Origin of the sequence: Burkholderia ubonensis, from assembly GCF_001718695.1 — a bacterium.
Taxonomy (GTDB): Bacteria; Pseudomonadota; Gammaproteobacteria; order Burkholderiales; family Burkholderiaceae; genus Burkholderia; species Burkholderia ubonensis_B.
In genome coordinates this window covers 2,679,837-2,698,924 of the sequence record NZ_CP013420.1, presented here as the reverse complement: position 1 = coordinate 2,698,924, position 19,088 = coordinate 2,679,837, and the positions used below count along the sequence as shown (strand labels likewise).

The following is a 19,088-nucleotide window of genomic DNA, read 5'->3' as shown; positions in this document are numbered from 1 at the left end:
GCGGGTATAGCGGCGGCATTAACTTCGCGGCGGCGGTTCGAGGGCAGACGGGGCGCGGCGGCAACGCGCGAGCGCGTCACGCGGCGGCACGGCGGCGCGTCACGCGCGAACCGGGCGCGAAAGATAGCGCAATGCGGCGGGAAAATCAGCGGAAATCGATGCGCGACTGTGGCGAATTCGCATCAGTCGGCGGGGGACGGAACGCGGGCGCGTTCAGTTTCGCTCAGTTTCGGTAAAACGGCGAGAAATACGGCGAATGCGCGGGCTCTTCCTGCGCGCGCGGCGACGGCAGCGGGCGGCCGCCGCGCTCCTCGTTGTAGCGGGCGACGTCGGCGCGGATCGACCCGGCGCGCAGCGGCACGTTGCCGCCGCCCGGCGGGCGCGGCACCTGGCGCGCGTCGGCGCTGATCGGGCGGTACGGGCTCTGCGCGGCGTAGTGGCCGTACGACGGCGTCGGCCGCAGGCCCCAGCGGGGGCCGGAGCCGTTGACGCCCATGCGGGCCCCGGGGTTGCCGCCCCACTGCGGCGCATGGCGCCAGACAGGCGGGCCACCGGACGGACGCAGGCCGCGATCGCCGCCGCCGAACCCGTGTCCGTCGTGCGGGGGCTGCGCGAGCGCAAGCGGCACCAGCAGCGCGCCGAGCACGCCTGCCGCCCATCGTCCGATCTTCCGTTTCGCCCGTTCCGCCATCGCTCAGTGCCTGTTGCGGCCCGCAGCCGGACACTCCCCGGCCGACGCAAGCCTTTCAGCAGTAATTTATGAGCGAGGCGAAATCGTGTCGAGCCAAAAAGTGTTAGGTCCGGGGCATCGGTGTAACACCATGTTACTGCTGGGTTTTTTCACTTCCTGACGCGATCGTCGCAGAACATTCTTCGGTGGATTAGCGCAGATTTCGACCCGCCGCGACACCGGCTCCCGTGCAATGGAATCATCAATCGATTCCTACAATGAATTTGTGTATTGAATTCGCTGGCCGGACAATAGCGGCTTCGCGCGCGCGACACGCGCGCCTGCCCCCGCCGTTGTTTCCGACTCGAGTTTCACCATGGCCCGTCCCCGCTTTCTTCCCGACAACTTCACGCTCGCCCTCGTCGGCACCGTCGTGCTCGCGAGCCTGCTGCCGTGCCGCGGCCCGGCCGCGCACGCGTTCAACTGGGCGACCAACCTCGCGGTCGGCCTGCTGTTCTTCCTGCACGGCGCGAAGCTGTCGCGCGAGGCGATCGTCGCGGGTGCGACGCACTGGCGGCTGCACGCGGTCGTGCTGCTCAGCACCTTCGCGCTGTTCCCGCTGCTCGGCCTCGCGCTGAAGCCGCTGCTGCAGCCGCTCGTCACGCCGGCGCTGTATGCGGGCGTGCTGTTCCTCTGCACGCTGCCGTCGACGGTCCAGTCGTCGATCGCGTTCACGTCGATCGCGAAAGGCAACGTGCCGGCCGCGGTCTGCGCGGCGTCCGCGTCGAGCCTGCTCGGCATCTTCGTCACGCCGGCGCTCGTCGGGCTGATGATCACGACGCAGTCGGCGGCGAGCGCGTCGCCGTGGAGCACCGTCGGCAGCATCGTGATGCAGCTGCTCGTGCCGTTCGTCGCCGGCCAGCTGCTGCGGCCCGTGATCGGCGGCTGGATCGAGCGCAACCGCGCGGTGCTGCGCTTCGTCGACCAGGGCTCGATCCTGCTCGTCGTCTACGTCGCGTTCAGCGAGGCCGTGGACCAGGGCCTCTGGCACCAGATTCCGCCGCGCGCGCTCGCCGGGCTGCTGGCCGTCAACCTGCTGCTGCTCGCGCTCGCGCTGCTGCTGACCGCGTTGGTCAGCAAGCGGCTCGGCTTCAACCGCGCCGACCAGATCACGATCATCTTCTGCGGCTCGAAGAAAAGCCTCGCCGCCGGCGTGCCGATGGCGAAGGTGATCTTCTCCGCGCACGCGGTCGGCGCGATCGTGCTGCCGCTGATGCTGTTCCACCAGATCCAGCTGATGGCCTGCGCGGCGCTCGCGCAGCGCTGGGGCGCGCGCGACACGAGCGGCGAAGATGGGGGACGGGTCGCCGCGGGCGCACGCGGCGGCCGCGGGCTGAACGCGGGCAGGCGCTGACGCGGGCGGGCGCAGGTGGCGTAGCGGTAGGAGGCGGTTGGCTGGGTGCTTGCCGCGGGCGGGGTTCGCGGGCTGCGGCGTTGTGGGTTTTGCGGTCCCGGCTCGCTCTCGCTTGCGGCTGCTCGCCTGCGCGCCGTGTCCTCTTCGCCGCTCGCCGCACACCGACGCACCATCCTCGTGCATCAGGTCACGAAATCTTCACTCAATTGTCCGCGCGAGTTGCCGTTAAAGTCTGGCGTACCCTCGCTTCAGCCCGCCCATGCCTCCGCCCTCTTCCGGCTCCGCTGCCGCCGTCACCACGCGCCTGATCGCGGATCGCGCGCTCGCCGCCGTGTTCCAGCCGATCGTCGACCTCGGCTCCGGCACGGTCATCGCCTATGAGGGCCTGATCCGCGGCCCGCACGGCACCGACCTGGAGCTGCCCGCCGCGCTGTTCGCGCAGGCGGCGCGCGAAGGCGCGACCATCGCGCTCGAACACGCGGCCGCCATCACCTGCCTCGACGCGTTCGCGGCGCTCGGCTGCGACGGCAAGCTGTTCCTCAACTTCAGCGCGGGCGCGATCCTGGCGCTCGCGCGCGAACGCGAGCACGCGCGCATGCTGCTCGAGCGCGCGCAGATCGCCGCCGAGCGCATCGTGATCGAGCTGACCGAGCAGAATAATGCGTCGACCGATCTCGCGCAGGTCGCGCCGGCCGTCGCGTCGCTGCGCGACGCGGGCATTCAGTTCGCGCTCGACGACTACGGCACCGCGAACGCGAGCATGAACCTGTGGCTGCGCCTGCATCCCGACGTCGTGAAGATCGACCGCTTCTTCATCCACGACATCGCCCTCGATCCGCTGAAGTTCGAGGCGGTCAGGGCCATGCAGCACTTCGCGCACGCGAGCGGCGCGAAGCTGATCGCCGAAGGCATCGAGCACGAACGCGACCTGATCGTCGTGCGCGACATGGGCATCTGCTGCGTGCAGGGCTTCCTGCTGGGCCGCCCGCATGCGCGGCCGGAGCGCGTCGTCGCGCCCGCCGCGCGCGATGCGATCCGCGCGCCGCACATCGCGGTGTTTCCGGACGCGTCGCGCACGGCCCGCCCGAGCGGCACGGTCGCCGCGAAGATGCTCGTCGCCGCGCCCGCGCTGCCGCGCGACGTGACCAGCAACGACGTGCTCGCGCTGTTCAACCGGATGCCCGAGCTGCACGCGGTCGCGCTCGTCGAGCATGAGCGGCCCGTCGCGCTGGTGAATCGCCGCAGCTTCATGGACCGCTTCGCGCTGCCGTACCACCGCGAGGTGTTCGGCAGGAAGCCGTGCCTGCAGTTCGCGAACGACGCGCCGCTGATGATCGAGAACGCGACGACGGTCGAACAGCTCGCGCTGCTGCTCGCCAACAACGACCAGCGCTATCTCGCGGACGGCTTCGTGATCACCGAGCACGGCCGCTATGTCGGCCTCGGCACCGGCGAGAGCCTCGTGCGCGCGGTGACCGAGATGCGCATCGAGGCCGCGCGCTACGCGAACCCGCTGACGTTCCTGCCCGGCAACATCCCGATCAGCGCGCACATCGACCGGCTGCTCGCGCGCGACGCCGGGTTCCACGCGTGCTACGTCGACCTGAACCAGTTCAAGCCGTTCAACGACCAGTACGGCTACTGGCAGGGTGACGAGGTGCTGAAGTACGCCGCAACCGTGCTGGCCGGCATCTGCGATCCGCAGCGGGACTTCCTCGGCCACGTCGGCGGCGACGATTTCCTGGTGCTGTTCCAGAGCGACGACTGGCATGCGCGCGCGGCCGCCGCGATCGGCCGCTTCAACGAAGGCGCGCAGCGCTTCTACACGCTGGTCGACCAGCGCGCGGGCGGCCTGCGCGGCGAGGATCGCCACGGCAACCCGGCGTTCTTCGGCTTCGTGACGATGGCGATCGGCGCGGTCGGCGTGCCGGCGGGCGCGCACCGCGCGATGCGCTACGGCAGCGACGAGATCGCGTCGGTCGCGGCGCTCGCGAAACGGCGCGCGAAGCAGCAGCCCGGCGGCCTCGCGGTCGTCGATCTCGACGCGGGCCGCGCGGCGCTGCTCGCGCGCGGCGAACCGCCCGCGGCGCACTGAGCGCCACGCGCGGACACCTTGCCTTTTGCCGCGCCTGTTTAGTATTTTTAGTAAAAGCGCCAACGCAGATTAGTGCTTTAGATTCGCATATTTACGGGTATTCCCCGGGAATCTGGCGCGATTTTACCGATACGTTTTACTATACAATCGCCGTCACCCTAAACAAACCGGATTTCCGAACGATGGGCACCACCATTCGCGACGTGGCGCGGGCGGCAGAGGTCTCGATCGGCACCGTGTCCCGCGCGCTGAAGAACCAGCCCGGCCTGTCCGAAGCCACGCGCGCGCGCATCGTCGAGATCGCGCAGCGCCTCGGCTACGATCCCGCGCAACTGCGGCCGCGCATCCGCCGGCTGACGTTCCTGCTGCACCGCCAGCACAACCGCTTTCCCGCCAGCCCGTTCTTCTCGCACGTGCTGCACGGCGTCGAGGACGCGTGCCGCGAGCGCGGCATCGTGCCGACGCTGCTGACCGTCGGCCCGAACGACGACGTGCTGCGCCAGATGCGCCCGCACGCGCCCGACGCGATCGCGGTGGCCGGCTTCATGGAGCCGGAGACGATCGAGGCGCTCGCCGCGACCGGCCGCCCGCTCGTGCTGATCGACCTGTGGGCGCCCGGGCTGCGCTCGGTCAACATCGACAACGCGACCGGCGCGGCGCTCGCGATGCGCCACCTGCTGGCCACCGGCCGCTCGCGCATTGCGTTCATCGGCGGCTCGCCGGCGCACTACAGCATCACGCAGCGCGCGATCGGCTACCGGCGCGCGTTCTTCGAGGCCGGGCGGCTGTTCGACCCGGCCTACGAAGTGACGATCGACGCCGGACTCGACCCGGACGCCGGCGCCGCGCGCGCGATGCAGCAGCTGCTCGACGCGCCGGGCCCGCGCCCGGACGCGGTGTTCGCGTACAACGACGCGGCCGCGCTCGCCGCGCAGCGCGTGTGCCTTGCGCGCGGGCTGCGGGTGCCGGACGACATCGCGATCGTCGGCTTCGACGACATCCCCGCCGCCGCGCACGCGAGCCCGCCGCTCACGACGCTCGCCGTCGACAAGGAAGCGCTCGGCCGCCGCGGCGTCGAGCTGCTGCTGGCCGAAGCGCCCGAGCACACCGAGATCTGCCTGCCCGTCGAGCTGATCGTGCGGGCCAGCAGCCGGCCCGCCGCGACGCGGGCGCCCGTCACCGCCACGAGCACCGAACCATGACTACGCCCCCGGTCCAACCCGCCCCGGCGACGCCGGCCGCGCATGCCCATCCGGCCCCGTTCGTCGCGAGCTTCCGCGATCCGTCGTTCCTGCTGTCGCACGTCGAGGACACGCTGCGCTTCTATGCGCCGAACGCGCTCGACCCGACGGGCGGCTTCTACCACTACTTCCGCGACGACGGCAGCGTGTACAACCGCACGTCGCGCCACCTCGTCAGCAGCTGCCGGTTCGTCTTCAACTACGCGATGGCGTACCGGCATTTCGGCGATCCGCGCCATCTCGACTACACGCGCCACGGGCTGCGCTTCCTGCGCGACGCGCACTGGGACGACGCGCTGCAAGGCTACGACTGGGAGCTCGACTGGCGCGACGGCGCGAAGCGCGCGACGCTCGACGGCACGCGCCACTGCTACGGCCTCGCGTTCGTGCTGCTCGCCGCCGCGCACGCGACGATGGCGGGCGTCGACGAGGCGCGGCCGCTGATCGCCGCGACCTACGAGCTCGCCGAGCATCGCTTCTGGGACGCCGCCGCGGGCCTCTACGCGGACGATGCGTCGCCGAACTGGATCGTGTCGAGCTACCGCGGCCAGAACGCGAACATGCACATGACCGAGGCGCTGCTCGCCGCGTACGAGGCGACCGGCCACCTCACCTACCTCGACCGCGCGGAAAAGCTCGCGACGCACATCACGCGGCGCCAGGCGGCGCTGTCGGGCGGCCTCGTGTGGGAGCACTATCACGCGGACTGGTCGGTCGACTGGGACTACAACAAGGAAGACAGCTCGAACATCTTCCGCCCATGGGGTTTCCAGCCGGGGCACCAGACCGAGTGGGCGAAGCTCCTGCTGATCCTCGAGCGGCACCGCCCGCTCGACTGGCTGGCCCCGCGCGCGGCCGAGCTGTTCGACGCGGCGCTCACGCACGCGTGGGACGCCGATCACGGCGGGCTCTGCTACGGCTTCGGCCCCGACTTCACGATCTGCGATCACAACAAGTATTTCTGGGTGCAGGCGGAATCGTTCGCGGCGGCCGCGATGCTCGGCGCGCGCACCGGCGCCGAACGCTACTGGGACTGGTACGACGAGATCTGGCGCTACTGCTGGGCGCATTTCGTCGATCACCGCTACGGCGCGTGGTACCGGATCCTGACCTGCGACAACCGCAAGTACGGCGACGAGAAGAGCCCCGCCGGCAAGACCGACTACCACACGATGGGCGCGTGCTACGACGTGCTCGCGACGCTCGCGCGCGCGGCGCGCAGCGAACCCACGCAATGAGCGGCGGCGGCTTTCCGGCGTTCGTGTCCGCCGGCGACATCCTGACCGACATGGTGCGCGCGGGCGACGCGCGCTGGACTTCGGTGCCGGGCGGCGCCGGCTGGAACGTCGCGCGCGCGGTCGCGCGGCTCGGCGTGCCGAGCGCGCTCGCCGGCGCGATCGGCGAGGACTGCTTCTCCGACACGCTGTGGCGCGCGAGCGACGCGGCCGGGCTCGACATGCGGTTCCTGCAGCGCGTCGCGCGAGCGCCGCTGCTCGCGATCGTCCACGAGACGCGGCCGCCTGCCTATTTCTTCATCGGCGAAGCGAGCGCCGATCTCGCGTTCGACCCGGCGCGGCTGCCGGCCGGCTGGGCCGATCACGTGAAATGGGCGCACTTCGGCTGCATCAGCCTCGTGCGCGAGCCGCTCGCCGGCACGCTGATCGCGCTCGCCGCCGACCTGCACGCGCGCGGCGTGAAGATCAGCTTCGATCCGAATTACCGGAACCTGATGACGGCCGCGTACCGGCCGACGCTCGAGAAGATGGCGGGCCTCGCGGACCTGATCAAGGCGTCCGACGAAGACCTGCGGCACCTGTTCGGCGGCAGCGAGGCCGCTGCGATCGCAGCGCTGCGCGCGCTGAATCCGCGCGCGGCGCTGCTGGTGACGCGCGGCGCGGACGCCGCGACGCTGTACGCGGACGGCGACGCGCACGAAGCGCGCCCGCCGCGCGTCGAGGTGGCCGACACGGTCGGCGCGGGCGACGCGTCGATCGGCGGGATGCTGTTCAGCCTGATGGCGGCGCCGCAGCGGGCGTGGCCGGAGCACCTCGCGTTCGCGCTCGCCGCGGGCGCCGCCGCGTGCCGCCACACCGGCGCGCACGCGCCGACGCTCGACGAGGTCGTGGCGCTGCTCGAACGATGACGCGTGACGGGGCGCGGACGGGCCGCGAACGGGGCACCGGCGACGCGTCGATCGGTCGCCGTTTCGCGGTGCTGTACATGTTGCGGCGCGGTGCTACGATGAAGTGTCCTTTTGCGGGAGAGGCATCATGGACACCAACACGTTCACGAAGGGCATCTACACGGCCAAGGCGCATACCCGGCACGCCGGCCACGGCCAGTTCCAGGGCTACGTGATCCTCGCCCGGGACGACGGCAGCGAGACCGAAAACATGCGCTACGACGTCCATACGACGAGCACGAGCGAGGAAGAGGCATTCGAGGAAGCGATCGCGCTCGCGCACCGGATCCTCGGCGAGATCGAGCTTTGAGATGTGCGCTTTGATCCGCGAGCGTTGATCCTCGGGCTTGGACCTCGAGCTTCGACTCACGCGCCGCCACCAACCCAACCCTCAAGCGCGCGCCACGACCCCAGCCGTGGCGCGCCGCCGCCGTTGCGGGCCGCTCACAGCAGCCGCGCGACCATCGACACCAGCATCGTGATCACCAGCGTCGACATGAACGGAAACGGGTAGCGCCGCCCGCCGAGCGTCAGCGTCACGTCGCCGGGCAGCCGCCCGACGCCCAGCTTGCCGAGCCACGGCCAGCAGCGCGTGAGGATCATCACCGCGACGAATGACGCCATCAGCCAGCGCAGCATCGGCCGTTCCCGTCAGAGCGCATGCGAGCGGTCGCCGCGCGCGAACGCGTCGAGCGTGCCGTCGAGGCCGCGCGAGAACGCGATCACCTTGAACAGCTCGCCCATCTCCGCTTCCGAGATCAGCTTCTGCACCGCGTTCGCGGCGGGCAGGAACGCGTGGACGTCGGACGGATCGATCGCGGCGAGCACGTCGGTGATGCCCGCATTGAGCAGGAAGCGCGCCTGCGACGTGTAGCCGAGCAGGTCCGCGCCGGTCGCGACGCCAGCCGCGTAGATCCCCGAGAATTCGACGTGCGCGGTAATGTCCTGCAGGCCCGGATAGAGGAACGGATCATCGTGTGCGCGGTGCCGGTAGTGGCACATCAGCGTGCCGCGGTCGCGCTGCGGATGGTAGTACTCGTGCGCGGGGAAACCGTAGTCGATCAGCAGCACCGCACCGCGCGCGAGCATCGTGCAGACGGTGCGGGTGAACGCGAGCGCCGCCTCGTGCGTCTCGGTCACGTAGCCGTCGCCGGCATCGGCATCGGCATCGAGCGCGGCGAGCGCCGGCGGCAAGTCGGCCGACGCGGCCGGCGCGGCCGGCCGGTCCTCGAACACGAACGCCTGCCGCGCGTCGAGCGCGACGCCGCGCTCGCGCCACGCGCCGTCCGCCTTCGCGAACAGCCGCACCGGCATCGCGTCGAGCACCTCGTTGCCGACCACGACGCCCTCGAAGCGCTCGGGCAGCGCGTCGAGCCAGCGCACCTTCGACGCGAGGCCGGGAGCAGCAGCGGCGATCGTGTCGCGTTGCCGCTCGCGCAACTCGCCGGACAGGTCGACAATCAGGTATTCGTCGAGCTCGGCCGCCAGCGCGTCGAGCGCCGCGAGCAGCCCCGCCGCCAGCTTGCCGGTGCCCGCGCCGAATTCCATCACGCGGCGCGTGCCGCTCGCCGCGAGCGCCTGCGCGACGGGCCGCGCGAGCGTCTGCGCGAACAGCGGCGACAGCTCGGGCGCGGTGACGAAGTCGCTGCCGTCGTCGGCGCGGCGGCCGAACTTGCGGGCGCCGCCGCTGTAGTAGCCGAGGCCGGGCGCGTACAGCGCGCGCTCCATGAAGAGGTCGAACGGCAGCCAGCCGCCGGCCGCCGCGATCTCGCCGCGCAGCTGCGCGGCGAGGGTTTCGGACTGCGCAAGCGCGTCGGGGCCGGGAGCAGGTAAACTAGCGGGTTCGTGAGCTTTCGGGTTCATCCCGGCATTGTAAATGACCGTTTCAGCCGATACGTCGACCGCGCGCGTGGTGCTCGTCGCGGGCGCCCTGGACAGCGCGGCCGACGCCGCGTCGATCGGCCGCGCGCTCGCCACGGGGTTCGCCCGGCGCGGCTGGGACGTCGCGCTGCAGCGCGGCCGCGACGCGCCGCCCGCCGTGTCCGACGCGCTCGTCGCCGAGGTCGGGGCGCTCGGGCGCCGCGCGGCCGTGCTCGATGCCGATCTGGCCCTCGAAGCCGAGGCGGCCGGGCTCGTCGCGGCCTGCGGCGCGGCGCTCGGCCGGCCGGCGTGCGTCGTGTTCCACAGCGCGCCGACGGGCGCCGACGACGCGCGCTCGGTGCGCCACGCGTCGCTCGCCGCCGCGCTGGCCCGCAACGTCGCCGCGCCGCTCGCGCTGGCCCGCGCGCTCGACGCCGCGACGCCCGACGCCGCGCGCGCCGACGAAGCGCTGCGCGCGTGCGCGATCCACGTGCTGGACCAGGCGCTGTTCCACCCGGCGCCCGAACGGCTGTCGCACGCGCTGATGCAGGCCGCGCTGAACCGCGCGACCGCCGCGCTGGCGCTGACGCTCGCGCCGAAGGTGCGCATCGCGGCGCTCGTGCGCGGGCGCGCGCCGCACGCCGACGACATCGCGGCGGCGGCCTGCTACCTGGCGGACGCGCCCGGCATCACCGGCGCGACGCTGACCGTCGACGGCGGCGAGCACCTGGTGCCGCCTGCCGCCGGCCCGAATGAACCGCACGGGCGCGCGCCATGACGGCCGCCGCCCGCGCCGCTTTGCGTGCGCGCACGCCAATTTGACTGGAACGACCATGCATTCCGCCCTCCTGCACCCCCGCCTCGCGGATTGCCGCAGGCTCTACCTGCGCGACTACGAGGTGCATATCAACATCGGGGCATTCGAGCACGAGAAGCGCGGCGAGCAGCGCGTCGTCATCAATGTCGACCTGTTCGTGCCGCTTGCGCAGTCCACCCCCGTCGACGACCGGCTGCATGAAGTCGTCGACTACGACCTGATGAAGCAGAGCGTCGCGCAGTGCGTGGCGCGCGGCCACATCCACCTGCAGGAAACGCTGTGCGACGCGATCGCCGCGCGCCTGCTGGCGCACGACGCCGTGCGCGCGGTACGCGTCCGTACCGAGAAACCGGACGCCTATCCGGACTGCGACGCCGTCGGCGTCGAAGTCTTTCGCATCAAGGACGAGGAGCGCGCATGAACGCCCCCCATACCCCCCATCTCCCCCATCTGAATGAAGCGGCGGCCGATGCCGCGGCGGCCGACGCCGGCCGCCCGGCGCTGACGCGCCGCGAGCAAAAGGAAGCGTACGAGAACAACAAGCTGTTCAAGCGCATCGTGCGCCAGGTCGGCCAGGCGATCGGCGACTACAACATGATCGAGCACGGCGACAAGGTGATGGTCTGCCTGTCGGGCGGCAAGGACAGCTACGCGATGCTCGACGTGCTGCTGCGCCTGCGCGAGCGCGCGCCGATCGACTTCGACATCGTCGCCGTCAACCTCGACCAGAAGCAGCCGGGCTTCCCGGAGCACGTGCTGCCCGAGTACCTGACGCGGATCGGCGTGCCGTTCCACATCGAGAACCAGGACACCTACAGCATCGTCAAGCGCCTCGTGCCCGAGGGCAAGACCACCTGCTCGCTGTGCTCGCGGCTGCGCCGCGGGATCCTGTACCGCGTCGCGGGCGAGCTCGGCGCGACCAAGATCGCGCTCGGCCATCACCGCGACGACATCGTGCAGACGCTGCTCCTGAACATGTTCTACGGCGGCAAGCTGAAGGGGATGCCGCCGAAGCTGCAGTCGGACGACGGCAAGAACGTCGTGATCCGCCCGCTCGCGTACGTGAAGGAAACCGACCTCGAGAAGTATGCGGAGCTGCGCGAATTCCCGATCATCCCGTGCAACCTGTGCGGCAGCCAGCCGAACCTGAAGCGCGCGGAAATGAAGGCGCTGATCCGCGAGTGGGACAAGCGCTTCCCGGGCCGCGTCGACAACATGTTCAACGCGCTCGCGAAGGTCGTGCCGTCGCACCTGATGGACACCACGCTGTTCCCGTTCACGGCGCTGCGCGCGACCGGCGAGGCCGATCCGCAGGGCGACATCGCGTTCGACGAGGAACCGTGCTCGACGGGCGACGACGCGGCTGCGCCGGGCGCGGCCCAACCGATCTCGCTCGTCCGGTTCGACGATCTGTAAGCGCCGCGCAGGGCCCGGCGACGCCCGCCGGGCGGGCCCGCCAGCCCCGCTCGGCGGGTGGGGCCCATGCTAAAATGATTAGCTTCGAACTCTTCAGACAAGCTGGCGCCATGAATATCGTGATTTTGGCGGCAGGCACCGGCAAGCGCATGCGTTCCGCGCTGCCGAAAGTGCTTCATCCTCTGGCCGGCAGGCCCCTCCTCTCCCACGTCATCGCCACCGCGCGCGCGCTGCAGCCGTCCCGGCTCGTGGTCGTCGTCGGCCACGGCGCGGAGCAGGTGCAGGCTGCCGTCGCCGCGCCCGACGTGCAGTTCGCGGTGCAGGCCGAGCAGCTCGGCACCGGCCACGCGGTGCGCCAGGCGCTGCCGCTGCTCGATCCCGCGCAGCCGACCCTCGTGCTGTACGGCGACGTGCCGCTCACCCGCGTGTCCACGCTCGAGCGCCTCGTCGCCGCCGCGCGCGAAGGCCGCTACGGCATCCTGACGGTCACGCTCGACGATCCGACCGGCTACGGCCGCATCGTGCGCGACCCGGCCGGCTTCGTCACGCGCATCGTCGAGCAGAAGGACGCGTCGCCCGAAGAGCAGAAGATCGCCGAGATCAACACCGGCATCGTCGTCACGCCGACCGCGCAGCTCGCGATGTGGCTCGGCGCGCTGAACAACGACAACGCGCAGGGCGAGTACTACCTGACCGACGTCGTCGAGCTGGCGATCGACGCCGGCTTCGAGGTCGTCACCGCGCAGCCGGACGCCGAATGGGAAACGCTCGGCGTGAACAGCAAGGCGCAGCTCGCGGAGCTCGAGCGCGTGCACCAGCGCAACCTCGCCGACGCGCTGCTCGTCGACGGCGTGACGCTCGCCGACCCGGCGCGCCTCGACGTGCGCGGCACGCTGCGCTGCGGCCGCGACGTGTCGATCGACGTGAACTGCGTGTTCGAAGGCAACGTGACGCTCGCCGACGACGTGACGATCGGCGCGAACTGCGTGATCCGCAACGCGTCGATCGGCGCGGGCGCGCGCATCGACGCGTTCACGCACATCGACGGCGCCGAGCTCGGCGCGCACACGGTGATCGGCCCGTACGCGCGGCTGCGCCCGGGCGCGCAGCTCGCGGACGAGGCGCACGTCGGCAACTTCGTCGAGGTGAAGAACGCGGTGATCGGCCACGGCTCGAAGGCGAACCACCTCACGTACATCGGCGACGCCGACATCGGCGCGCGCGTGAACATCGGCGCGGGCACGATCACCTGCAACTACGACGGCGCGAACAAGTTCCGCACCGTGATCGAGGACGACGTGTTCGTCGGCTCGGACACGCAGCTGGTCGCGCCGGTGCGCGTCGGGCGCGGCGTGACGATCGCCGCGGGCACGACGATCTGGAAGGACGTGGCCGAAGGCATGCTCGCGTTGAACGACAAGACGCAGACCGCGAAGAGCGGCTACGTGCGCCCGGTCAAGAAGAAAGGCTGAACACCCCGCGGGCGCCATGGTCGCGCCCGCTTCGACTTACAGGACTGTTTCCATGTGCGGCATTGTCGGCGCAGTTGCAAAGCGTAATATCGTTCCGGTGCTGATCGAAGGTCTGCGGCGCCTCGAATACCGTGGCTACGATTCGTGCGGCGTCGCCGTGCTGGAACCGGACGCACCGCACCGCGCGCGCAGCGTCGCGCGCGTCGCCGACCTCGACGCGCAGGTGCGCGAGTCGCATCTCGAAGGCGTCACGGGCATCGCGCACACGCGCTGGGCCACGCACGGCGCGCCGGTCACGCACAACGCGCACCCGATCTTCTCGTCGAACGCGCTCGCGCTCGTCCACAACGGCATCATCGAGAACTTCGAGCCGCTGCGCGACGCGCTGCGCGCGAAGGGCTACGAATTCGTGTCGCAGACCGACACCGAGGTGATCGCGCACCTCGTGCACAGCCTGTATCGCGGCGACCTGTTCGCCGCGGTGCGCGACGCGGTGCAGCAGCTGCACGGCGCGTATGCGATCGCGGTGATCCACAAGGACCAGCCGCACACGGTCGTCGGCGCGCGCCAGGGCTCGCCGCTCGTCGTCGGCTACGGCGCCGGCGAGAACTTCCTCGCATCCGACGCGCTCGCGCTGGCGGGCAGCACCGACCACTTCACCTTCCTCGAGGAAGGCGACGTGTGCGAGCTGTCGCTCGACGGCGTGAAGATCGTCGACCGTCACGGCGCGGCGGCGCAGCGCGAAGTGCGCGTCGTCAGCGCGTACGGCGGCGCGGTCGAGCTCGGGCCGTACCGGCACTTCATGCAGAAGGAAATCTTCGAGCAGCCGCGTGCGATCAGCGACACGATCCCGCAGGCCGACGCGTTCGACGCGTCGTTGTTCGGCGACGCCGCGGCCGCCGCGTTCGGCGAGATCGACAGCCTGCTGATCCTCGCGTGCGGCACCAGCTACTACTCGGGCCTGACCGCGAAATACTGGCTCGAATCGATCGCGAAGATCCCGACCCAGGTCGAGATCGCGAGCGAATACCGCTACCGCGAATCGGTGCCGAACCCGCGCCAGCTCGTCGTCGTGATCTCGCAGTCGGGCGAGACGGCCGACACGCTCGCGGCGCTCAAGCACGCGCAGTCGCTCGGCCATGCGCACACACTCGCGGTGTGCAACGTCGCGACGAGCGCGATGGTGCGCCTCACCGAGCTGCAGTTCCTCACGCATGCGGGCACCGAGATCGGCGTCGCGTCGACGAAGGCGTTCACGACCCAGCTCGTCGGGCTGTTCGTGCTGGCCGCAACGCTCGGCAAGCTGCGCGGGCACGTCGACGCCGCGCAGGAAGCCGAATACCTGAAGCAGCTGCGCCACCTGCCGGCCGCGCTGAACAGCGTGCTCGCGCTCGAGCCGCAGATCATCGCGTGGTCGGAGGAATTCGCACGCAAGGAGAACGCGCTGTTCCTCGGCCGCGGGCTGCACTACCCGATCGCGCTCGAAGGGGCGCTGAAGCTGAAGGAAATCTCGTACATCCACGCCGAGGCGTATCCGGCGGGCGAACTGAAGCACGGGCCGCTCGCGCTCGTCACGGAAGCGATGCCGGTCGTCACGGTCGCGCCGAACGACACGCTGCTCGAGAAGCTGAAGTCGAACATGCAGGAAGTGCGCGCGCGCGGCGGCGAGCTGTACGTGTTCGCGGACGCGGACACGCAGATCGTCAACGACGACGGCCTGCACGTGATCCGGATGCCGGAGCACTACGGCCAGCTGTCGCCGATCCTGCACGTCGTGCCGCTGCAGCTGCTCGCGTATCACACGGCCTGCGCGCGCGGCACCGACGTCGACAAGCCGCGCAATCTCGCGAAATCGGTGACGGTGGAATAAGCAATCGGCGCAGCGCAGCCCGGCGCGCCGACGAGACTGACGGAGAGACCATGGTAAGACTGTTTGGATGCGGATTGCTGGCGCTGAGCGTCGCGTCGACGGGCTGGGCGGCCGAGCACTACGTCGAGGTGTGGAATCCGCCCGAGGCGCGCACGCCGGCCGCGCACGCGGCGGATGCCCATACGCCTACCGCACGTACCGGCAGCAGTGCCGACTCGCATGCCGGCGGCAAGACCGCGGAAAAGCACGCCAGCGCTCAACCGAAGGCTTCCGTCAAGCCGCACAAGCGCCGCGTCGCGCAAGCCGTCAAAGCCACGCCGCATCGACCGCCTGCCGCGGCGGCCGACGCGCCGGCCGCGCCGCGCCCCGTCGCCCAGCCCGCGCCGGGCCGGCTCACGGTGATGCAGCCGGACGCGCAGGATTCGCCGCATGGCCTCGCCTTCACCGACATCCCGCGGCAATACACGCCGGACGGCAACGTGCTGCGCGTCGGCACCCGCAACGGCCCCGCCAAGGTGACACGATAATGGAAGCGGAAACCTACCACGGCTACCAGATCTGGGGCCACGCGATCCTGCAGCAGGACGAGATCATGCAGCCCGAGCGCTTCGCGGCAAGCGGCACGATCACGCAGAACAACAAGCTCGTCGAGGCATCGGGCGTGCTCGGCGTGTTCGATACCGAGGACGAGGCGCGCGTCGCGGGGCTCGAATGGGCGCGCGCGTGGATCGACGGTCATCAGTGAACGGCCCGCACGACGGGCGCATGCAACAAGGGGCGTCGACGACGCCCCTTGTTGCATGCGGATAGCGGAAATTCAGGCCGCGGCGCGCGGCGGCCGCACGGCCGGCTGCGGCCGGCCGACGAGCCGTGCCAGCGCGACGATCGCGACCAGCGTCGCGACGTACACGACGATCTGGATGCCCGCCGGACGCGCGGTATAACCGATCAGCGTATGCAGCGCCTTGCCGACGAGGCTCGAATCCTTCAGCAGCCATGACGTATCCCACACCGCGTCGCCCCACGACGGCACGAGGCCAGCCGCCAGCAGGAAGCCGACGCACTGGCTCGCCATCCCGGCCGCGAGCAGCACGATCAGCCCGTTGGTGACGGAGAACAGGCGCTTCAGCGGAATCCGCAGCAGGCCTGCATACATCGCATAGCCGAGCCCCGCGCCGCCGAGCACGCCGAGCAGCCCGCCGGCGATCATCTGCGGCGTCTGCCCCGGATCGCCCGCCGCGATGCCGTACAGGAACAGCACCACCTCGGAACCTTCACGCAGCACCGCGACGCCGACGACGATCGCGAGCCCGGTCAGCGGCTTGCTGCCCGCCGCGACGGCCCGGCCGACCGCGGTCATGTGCTGCGCCATCTCGCGGCCGTGCTTGCTCATCCAGATGCAGTGCCATGCGAGCATCAGCGTCGCGACGAACATCACGCCCGCATTGAACACCTCCTGCCCCATCCCGGACGCCCACTGCGAGATCGCGTCGGCGAACGCGGCAATCAGGCCCGCGCCGACCACGCCGCCGACCAGCCCGCTGCCGACCCACCAGCCGCGCCGCGGCACGCCCTTCGTGGCGGCCATCACGATCGAGACCACCAGCGCGGCCTCGAGCACTTCACGAAAGACGATCAGGGCGGTGGACAACATGACGGTATGCGCTTACTTGACGGTGAGCTTCGTCTTCGACTGAGCTTCGTGGTACTCGTCGTGGAACTCGTAGGTGCCGGCCTTCAGCGGCCCGACCAGGATCTCGACCGACTTGCCGGCGGGAACGACCTTCTCCGCCTTGAAGTCGTCGCTTTCGAATTCGGCGGGCGTCGCGTCGAGGTTCTTCACGACGAACTTCACCTTCTTGCCGGCGGGAATCGTCACGCCTTCGGGCGAGAACTTGTGGTCCTTCAGGGTCAGGTTGACGACGTCGTCGGCCGCGAATGCGGAGGTGGCCGACGCGCCCAGCAGGGCCAGCGCAAAACCGAGAGCGAAACGATTCATGATCAGGAGTAGAAAAGAGTGCGGAAGAGGAATTGATATTAGGAGCGATTCGCATTTCCGCATCAATTACCCTTGATCACCGAATGGGGATCGCGCTTCACATCGTTTCGCAAGCCTTTGTCTTGAAAGGAATTTTGCGACATCCGCGTCCGACCCTGAACGGTCAATCGGGCTAAATACCGACTGACGTTCCGACCGACGCTCTTATTTGTCTGATTACACGCTGACGAATGGCTGTCGCACGCTTGACCTTCCCACGGTGGCAAGCTTCATGCTGTGCGGGTTCGTCAACTCAGGAGAGAACCATGGAATTCGAAGTTCAGGACATGACCTGCGGCGGCTGCGCGAACGCGATCACCCGCGCGGTGACCGCGGCCGATCCCGGCGCGAAGCTCGACATCGACGTCTCGGCGAAGACCGTCAAGGTCGACTCGACGCAATCCGCGGCGAGCGTGCAGTCGATCATCGAAGCCGCGGGCTTCCATCCCTCGCTGCGCGCCGCGTAACGCGCACCGCCGGCTCCCGCGCAGCGGCGGAGCCGGCGGCGCGGCCGGCGTCACCGCAAGCGCACGAGCGTCGACTTCAGCTCCGTGTACTTCTCGAGCGCGTGCAGCGACTTGTCGCGGCCGTTGCCCGACTGCCGGTAGCCGCCGAACGGGAAGTTCATGTCGCCACCCTCGTCGTAGCAGTTCACCCACACGGTGCCCGCGCGCAGGCGTCGCGACACCTCGTGCGCGGTCGTCAGGTTCGACGTCCACAGCGCCGCGGCGAGGCCGTACTCGGAATCGTTGGCGATGCGCACCGCTTCGTCGACGTCGTCGAACGCGATCACCGACAGCACCGGCCCGAAGATCTCCTCGCGCGCGATCCTCGCGTCGGGCTTCACCTCGAACACCGTCGGCTCGACGTAGAAGCCGCCCGTCTCCCGCATCACGCGCGCACCGCCCGTCACGAGGCGGCCTTCGTGGCGCCCCGCGTCGATGTAGCCGAGCACGCGCTCGAGCTGGATGCCGTCGACGATCGCGCCCATCGACACCGAGGGGTCGAGCGGATTGCCGGGCACGTACGCGCGCGCGGCCGCGACGAGCTTCCCGACGAACACGTCCTTGATGTCGCGATGCACGAGCAGGCGCGAGCCCGCGGTGCACATTTCGCCCATGTTGTAGAAGATCGCGCCGGCCGCGGCCTGCGCCGCGCGATCGAGGTCCGGGCAGTCCGGCAGCACGATGTTCGGCGACTTGCCGCCGAGCTCCAGCCACACGCGCTTCAGGTTCGATTGCGCCGCGTATTGCATGATCAGCTTGCCGACCGCGGTCGAGCCGGTGAACGCGATGCAATCGACGTCGCGATGCAGCGCGAGCAGCTTGCCCGGCTCGCCCGCGCCCGGCACGACGTTGAACACGCCGGCCGGAATGCCGGCTTCGTGCGCGAGCTGCGCGACCTTGATCGCCGTGAGCGGCGACTTCTCCGACGGCTTCAGCACGACGCTGTTGCCGGCGGCGAGCGCGGGGCCGAACTTCCATGCGGCCATCAGGATCGGGAAATTCCACGGCACGACCGCCGCGACGACGCCGACCGGCTCGCGCGTGACGAGCCCGACCAGATGATGATCGGCCGGCACGACTTCGCCGCCGACCTTGTCGATCGCTTCGGCGAACCATTCGACGCAATACGCGGCACCCGGCACGTCGACCGTCGTCGTGTCGCCGATCGGCTTGCCGGCGTCGAGCGTTTCAAGCAGCGCGAGCTCGTCGAGATGCGCGCGCATCAGCGCGGCCCAGCGCAGCAGCACCGCCTTGCGCGCCCGCGGGTTCAGCCCCGCCCACACCTCTGCGCGTCGAATGCGCGGCGCGCGGCCGCGACGGCCGCGTTCACGTCCGCGTCGCCGCAATCGGCGACCTTCGCGAGCACGCGGCCGTCGATCGGGCTCACGCAGTCGAAGGTCCTGCCTGACTGCGCATCGCGCGACGCGCCGTCGATGAACGCGCGCCCTTCGATCGCGAGCGACGCTGCCTTGTCCTGCCAATCCTTCAAAGTCAACTGGTTCATCAG

The 19,088-nt window shown here is 70.0% G+C and carries 19 protein-coding genes and 1 pseudogene; 14 read left to right on the top strand and 6 right to left on the bottom strand.

Annotated elements, in window-relative coordinates; translation table 11 throughout:
- Positions 1-223: 223 nt before the first annotated feature.
- Positions 224-691: a peptide-binding protein gene (locus WJ35_RS12325; RefSeq protein ID WP_069239239.1), complete on the bottom strand. Its 468-nt coding sequence runs from the start codon at positions 689-691 to the stop codon at positions 224-226.
- Positions 692-1,046: 355 nt separating this feature from the next.
- Here WJ35_RS12325 and WJ35_RS12320 point away from each other — a divergent pair, with 355 nt between their 5' ends.
- The 6 genes from WJ35_RS12320 (at position 1,047) to WJ35_RS12295 (ending at position 7,912) form a co-directional block, all read left to right on the top strand.
- On the top strand, positions 1,047-2,084 hold the full coding sequence (locus WJ35_RS12320) for a bile acid:sodium symporter family protein (protein WP_069239238.1): 1,038 nt from the start codon (positions 1,047-1,049) through the stop codon (positions 2,082-2,084).
- A gap of 259 nt (positions 2,085-2,343) precedes the next feature.
- Complete coding sequence (locus tag WJ35_RS12315) at positions 2,344-4,179, top strand: EAL domain-containing protein (RefSeq protein ID WP_069239237.1); 1,836 nt, start codon at positions 2,344-2,346, stop codon at positions 4,177-4,179.
- A 182-nt stretch (positions 4,180-4,361) separates the two neighbouring features.
- Positions 4,362-5,381, top strand: a complete 1,020-nt coding sequence (locus tag WJ35_RS12310) for a LacI family DNA-binding transcriptional regulator (RefSeq protein ID WP_060238006.1) — start codon at positions 4,362-4,364, stop codon at positions 5,379-5,381.
- Positions 5,378-6,658: an AGE family epimerase/isomerase gene (locus tag WJ35_RS12305; RefSeq protein WP_010090464.1), complete on the top strand. Its 1,281-nt coding sequence runs from the start codon at positions 5,378-5,380 to the stop codon at positions 6,656-6,658. The genes WJ35_RS12310 and WJ35_RS12305 overlap by 4 nt, the downstream gene beginning before the upstream one ends.
- On the top strand, positions 6,655-7,563 hold the full coding sequence (locus tag WJ35_RS12300) for a carbohydrate kinase family protein (protein ID WP_069239236.1): 909 nt from the start codon (positions 6,655-6,657) through the stop codon (positions 7,561-7,563). The genes WJ35_RS12305 and WJ35_RS12300 overlap by 4 nt, the downstream gene beginning before the upstream one ends.
- Before the next feature lie 127 nt (positions 7,564-7,690).
- Positions 7,691-7,912, top strand: a complete 222-nt coding sequence (locus tag WJ35_RS12295; RefSeq protein WP_069239235.1) for a hypothetical protein — start codon at positions 7,691-7,693, stop codon at positions 7,910-7,912.
- 134 nt (positions 7,913-8,046) lie between these two features.
- Here the strand turns inward: WJ35_RS12295 and WJ35_RS12290 are convergent, their stop codons facing one another.
- Positions 8,047-8,241: a DUF2905 domain-containing protein gene (locus WJ35_RS12290; RefSeq protein ID WP_069239234.1), complete on the bottom strand. Its 195-nt coding sequence runs from the start codon at positions 8,239-8,241 to the stop codon at positions 8,047-8,049.
- A gap of 12 nt (positions 8,242-8,253) precedes the next feature.
- On the bottom strand, positions 8,254-9,465 hold the full coding sequence (locus tag WJ35_RS12285; protein WP_069239233.1) for a class I SAM-dependent methyltransferase: 1,212 nt from the start codon (positions 9,463-9,465) through the stop codon (positions 8,254-8,256).
- A gap of 13 nt (positions 9,466-9,478) precedes the next feature.
- On the opposite strand from WJ35_RS12285, the gene WJ35_RS12280 reads away from it, so the two are divergent.
- From WJ35_RS12280 to WJ35_RS12250, 7 genes are all read left to right on the top strand, one after another.
- Positions 9,479-10,240, top strand: a complete 762-nt coding sequence (locus WJ35_RS12280; protein WP_060235134.1) for an SDR family oxidoreductase — start codon at positions 9,479-9,481, stop codon at positions 10,238-10,240.
- A 55-nt stretch (positions 10,241-10,295) separates the two neighbouring features.
- Complete coding sequence (locus WJ35_RS12275) at positions 10,296-10,700, top strand: dihydroneopterin aldolase (protein ID WP_060235135.1); 405 nt, start codon at positions 10,296-10,298, stop codon at positions 10,698-10,700.
- Entirely contained in the window at positions 10,697-11,695 is a 999-nt protein-coding gene (gene ttcA / locus WJ35_RS12270; protein ID WP_069239232.1) for a tRNA 2-thiocytidine(32) synthetase TtcA, read from the top strand. The genes WJ35_RS12275 and ttcA overlap by 4 nt, the downstream gene beginning before the upstream one ends.
- A 110-nt stretch (positions 11,696-11,805) precedes the next feature.
- A complete protein-coding gene (gene glmU / locus WJ35_RS12265) occupies positions 11,806-13,167 on the top strand; it encodes a bifunctional UDP-N-acetylglucosamine diphosphorylase/glucosamine-1-phosphate N-acetyltransferase GlmU (protein ID WP_059724054.1) in 1,362 nt (453 codons plus the stop codon).
- Positions 13,168-13,219: 52 nt separating this feature from the next.
- The gene (glmS, locus tag WJ35_RS12260; protein WP_069239231.1) at positions 13,220-15,037 is read left to right on the top strand and encodes a glutamine--fructose-6-phosphate transaminase (isomerizing); all 1,818 of its coding nucleotides are present in this window, start codon (positions 13,220-13,222) and stop codon (positions 15,035-15,037) included.
- Positions 15,038-15,087: 50 nt separating this feature from the next.
- On the top strand, positions 15,088-15,564 hold the full coding sequence (locus tag WJ35_RS12255) for a hypothetical protein (protein ID WP_069239230.1): 477 nt from the start codon (positions 15,088-15,090) through the stop codon (positions 15,562-15,564).
- Positions 15,564-15,782: a hypothetical protein gene (locus WJ35_RS12250; protein ID WP_069239229.1), complete on the top strand. Its 219-nt coding sequence runs from the start codon at positions 15,564-15,566 to the stop codon at positions 15,780-15,782. Before WJ35_RS12255 ends, WJ35_RS12250 begins: the two co-directional genes overlap by 1 nt.
- Before the next feature lie 72 nt (positions 15,783-15,854).
- Here WJ35_RS12250 and WJ35_RS12245 read toward each other — a convergent pair whose 3' ends face one another.
- Together WJ35_RS12245 and WJ35_RS12240 are read right to left on the bottom strand one after the other, a co-directional pair.
- Entirely contained in the window at positions 15,855-16,691 is an 837-nt protein-coding gene (locus WJ35_RS12245) for an FTR1 family iron permease (protein WP_069239228.1), read from the bottom strand.
- A gap of 12 nt (positions 16,692-16,703) precedes the next feature.
- Positions 16,704-17,036 carry a cupredoxin domain-containing protein gene (locus WJ35_RS12240; RefSeq protein ID WP_010090449.1) on the bottom strand — a complete coding sequence of 111 codons (333 nt, stop codon included), beginning with the start codon at positions 17,034-17,036 and terminating at the stop codon, positions 16,704-16,706.
- Between the two features lie 305 nt (positions 17,037-17,341).
- On the opposite strand from WJ35_RS12240, the gene WJ35_RS12235 reads away from it, so the two are divergent.
- Positions 17,342-17,542, top strand: coding sequence for a heavy-metal-associated domain-containing protein (locus WJ35_RS12235; RefSeq protein ID WP_060235060.1), 201 nt, complete (start codon positions 17,342-17,344; stop codon positions 17,540-17,542).
- A gap of 50 nt (positions 17,543-17,592) precedes the next feature.
- On the opposite strand, the pseudogene WJ35_RS12230 reads toward WJ35_RS12235, so the two are convergent.
- Positions 17,593-19,085 (bottom strand): annotated as a pseudogene (locus tag WJ35_RS12230) (aldehyde dehydrogenase).
- Positions 19,086-19,088: the final 3 nt, after the last annotated feature.

Coding starts and splice junctions, on each gene's coding strand:
- glmS (WP_069239231.1), top strand. CDS start 13,220: ATGTGCGGCATTGTCGGCGCAGTTGCAAAGCGTAATATCGTTCCGGTG.
- glmU (WP_059724054.1), top strand. CDS start 11,806: ATGAATATCGTGATTTTGGCGGCAGGCACCGGCAAGCGCATGCGTTCC.
- WJ35_RS12310 (WP_060238006.1), top strand. CDS start 4,362: ATGGGCACCACCATTCGCGACGTGGCGCGGGCGGCAGAGGTCTCGATC.
- ttcA (WP_069239232.1), top strand. CDS start 10,697: ATGAACGCCCCCCATACCCCCCATCTCCCCCATCTGAATGAAGCGGCG.
- WJ35_RS12280 (WP_060235134.1), top strand. CDS start 9,479: ATGACCGTTTCAGCCGATACGTCGACCGCGCGCGTGGTGCTCGTCGCG.
- WJ35_RS12250 (WP_069239229.1), top strand. CDS start 15,564: ATGGAAGCGGAAACCTACCACGGCTACCAGATCTGGGGCCACGCGATC.
- WJ35_RS12255 (WP_069239230.1), top strand. CDS start 15,088: ATGGTAAGACTGTTTGGATGCGGATTGCTGGCGCTGAGCGTCGCGTCG.
- WJ35_RS12235 (WP_060235060.1), top strand. CDS start 17,342: ATGGAATTCGAAGTTCAGGACATGACCTGCGGCGGCTGCGCGAACGCG.
- WJ35_RS12300 (WP_069239236.1), top strand. CDS start 6,655: ATGAGCGGCGGCGGCTTTCCGGCGTTCGTGTCCGCCGGCGACATCCTG.
- WJ35_RS12245 (WP_069239228.1), bottom strand. CDS start 16,691: ATGTTGTCCACCGCCCTGATCGTCTTTCGTGAAGTGCTCGAGGCCGCG.
- WJ35_RS12320 (WP_069239238.1), top strand. CDS start 1,047: ATGGCCCGTCCCCGCTTTCTTCCCGACAACTTCACGCTCGCCCTCGTC.
- WJ35_RS12240 (WP_010090449.1), bottom strand. CDS start 17,036: ATGAATCGTTTCGCTCTCGGTTTTGCGCTGGCCCTGCTGGGCGCGTCG.
- WJ35_RS12290 (WP_069239234.1), bottom strand. CDS start 8,241: ATGCTGCGCTGGCTGATGGCGTCATTCGTCGCGGTGATGATCCTCACG.
- WJ35_RS12275 (WP_060235135.1), top strand. CDS start 10,296: ATGCATTCCGCCCTCCTGCACCCCCGCCTCGCGGATTGCCGCAGGCTC.
- WJ35_RS12315 (WP_069239237.1), top strand. CDS start 2,344: ATGCCTCCGCCCTCTTCCGGCTCCGCTGCCGCCGTCACCACGCGCCTG.
- WJ35_RS12295 (WP_069239235.1), top strand. CDS start 7,691: ATGGACACCAACACGTTCACGAAGGGCATCTACACGGCCAAGGCGCAT.
- WJ35_RS12305 (WP_010090464.1), top strand. CDS start 5,378: ATGACTACGCCCCCGGTCCAACCCGCCCCGGCGACGCCGGCCGCGCAT.
- WJ35_RS12285 (WP_069239233.1), bottom strand. CDS start 9,465: ATGAACCCGAAAGCTCACGAACCCGCTAGTTTACCTGCTCCCGGCCCC.
- WJ35_RS12325 (WP_069239239.1), bottom strand. CDS start 691: ATGGCGGAACGGGCGAAACGGAAGATCGGACGATGGGCGGCAGGCGTG.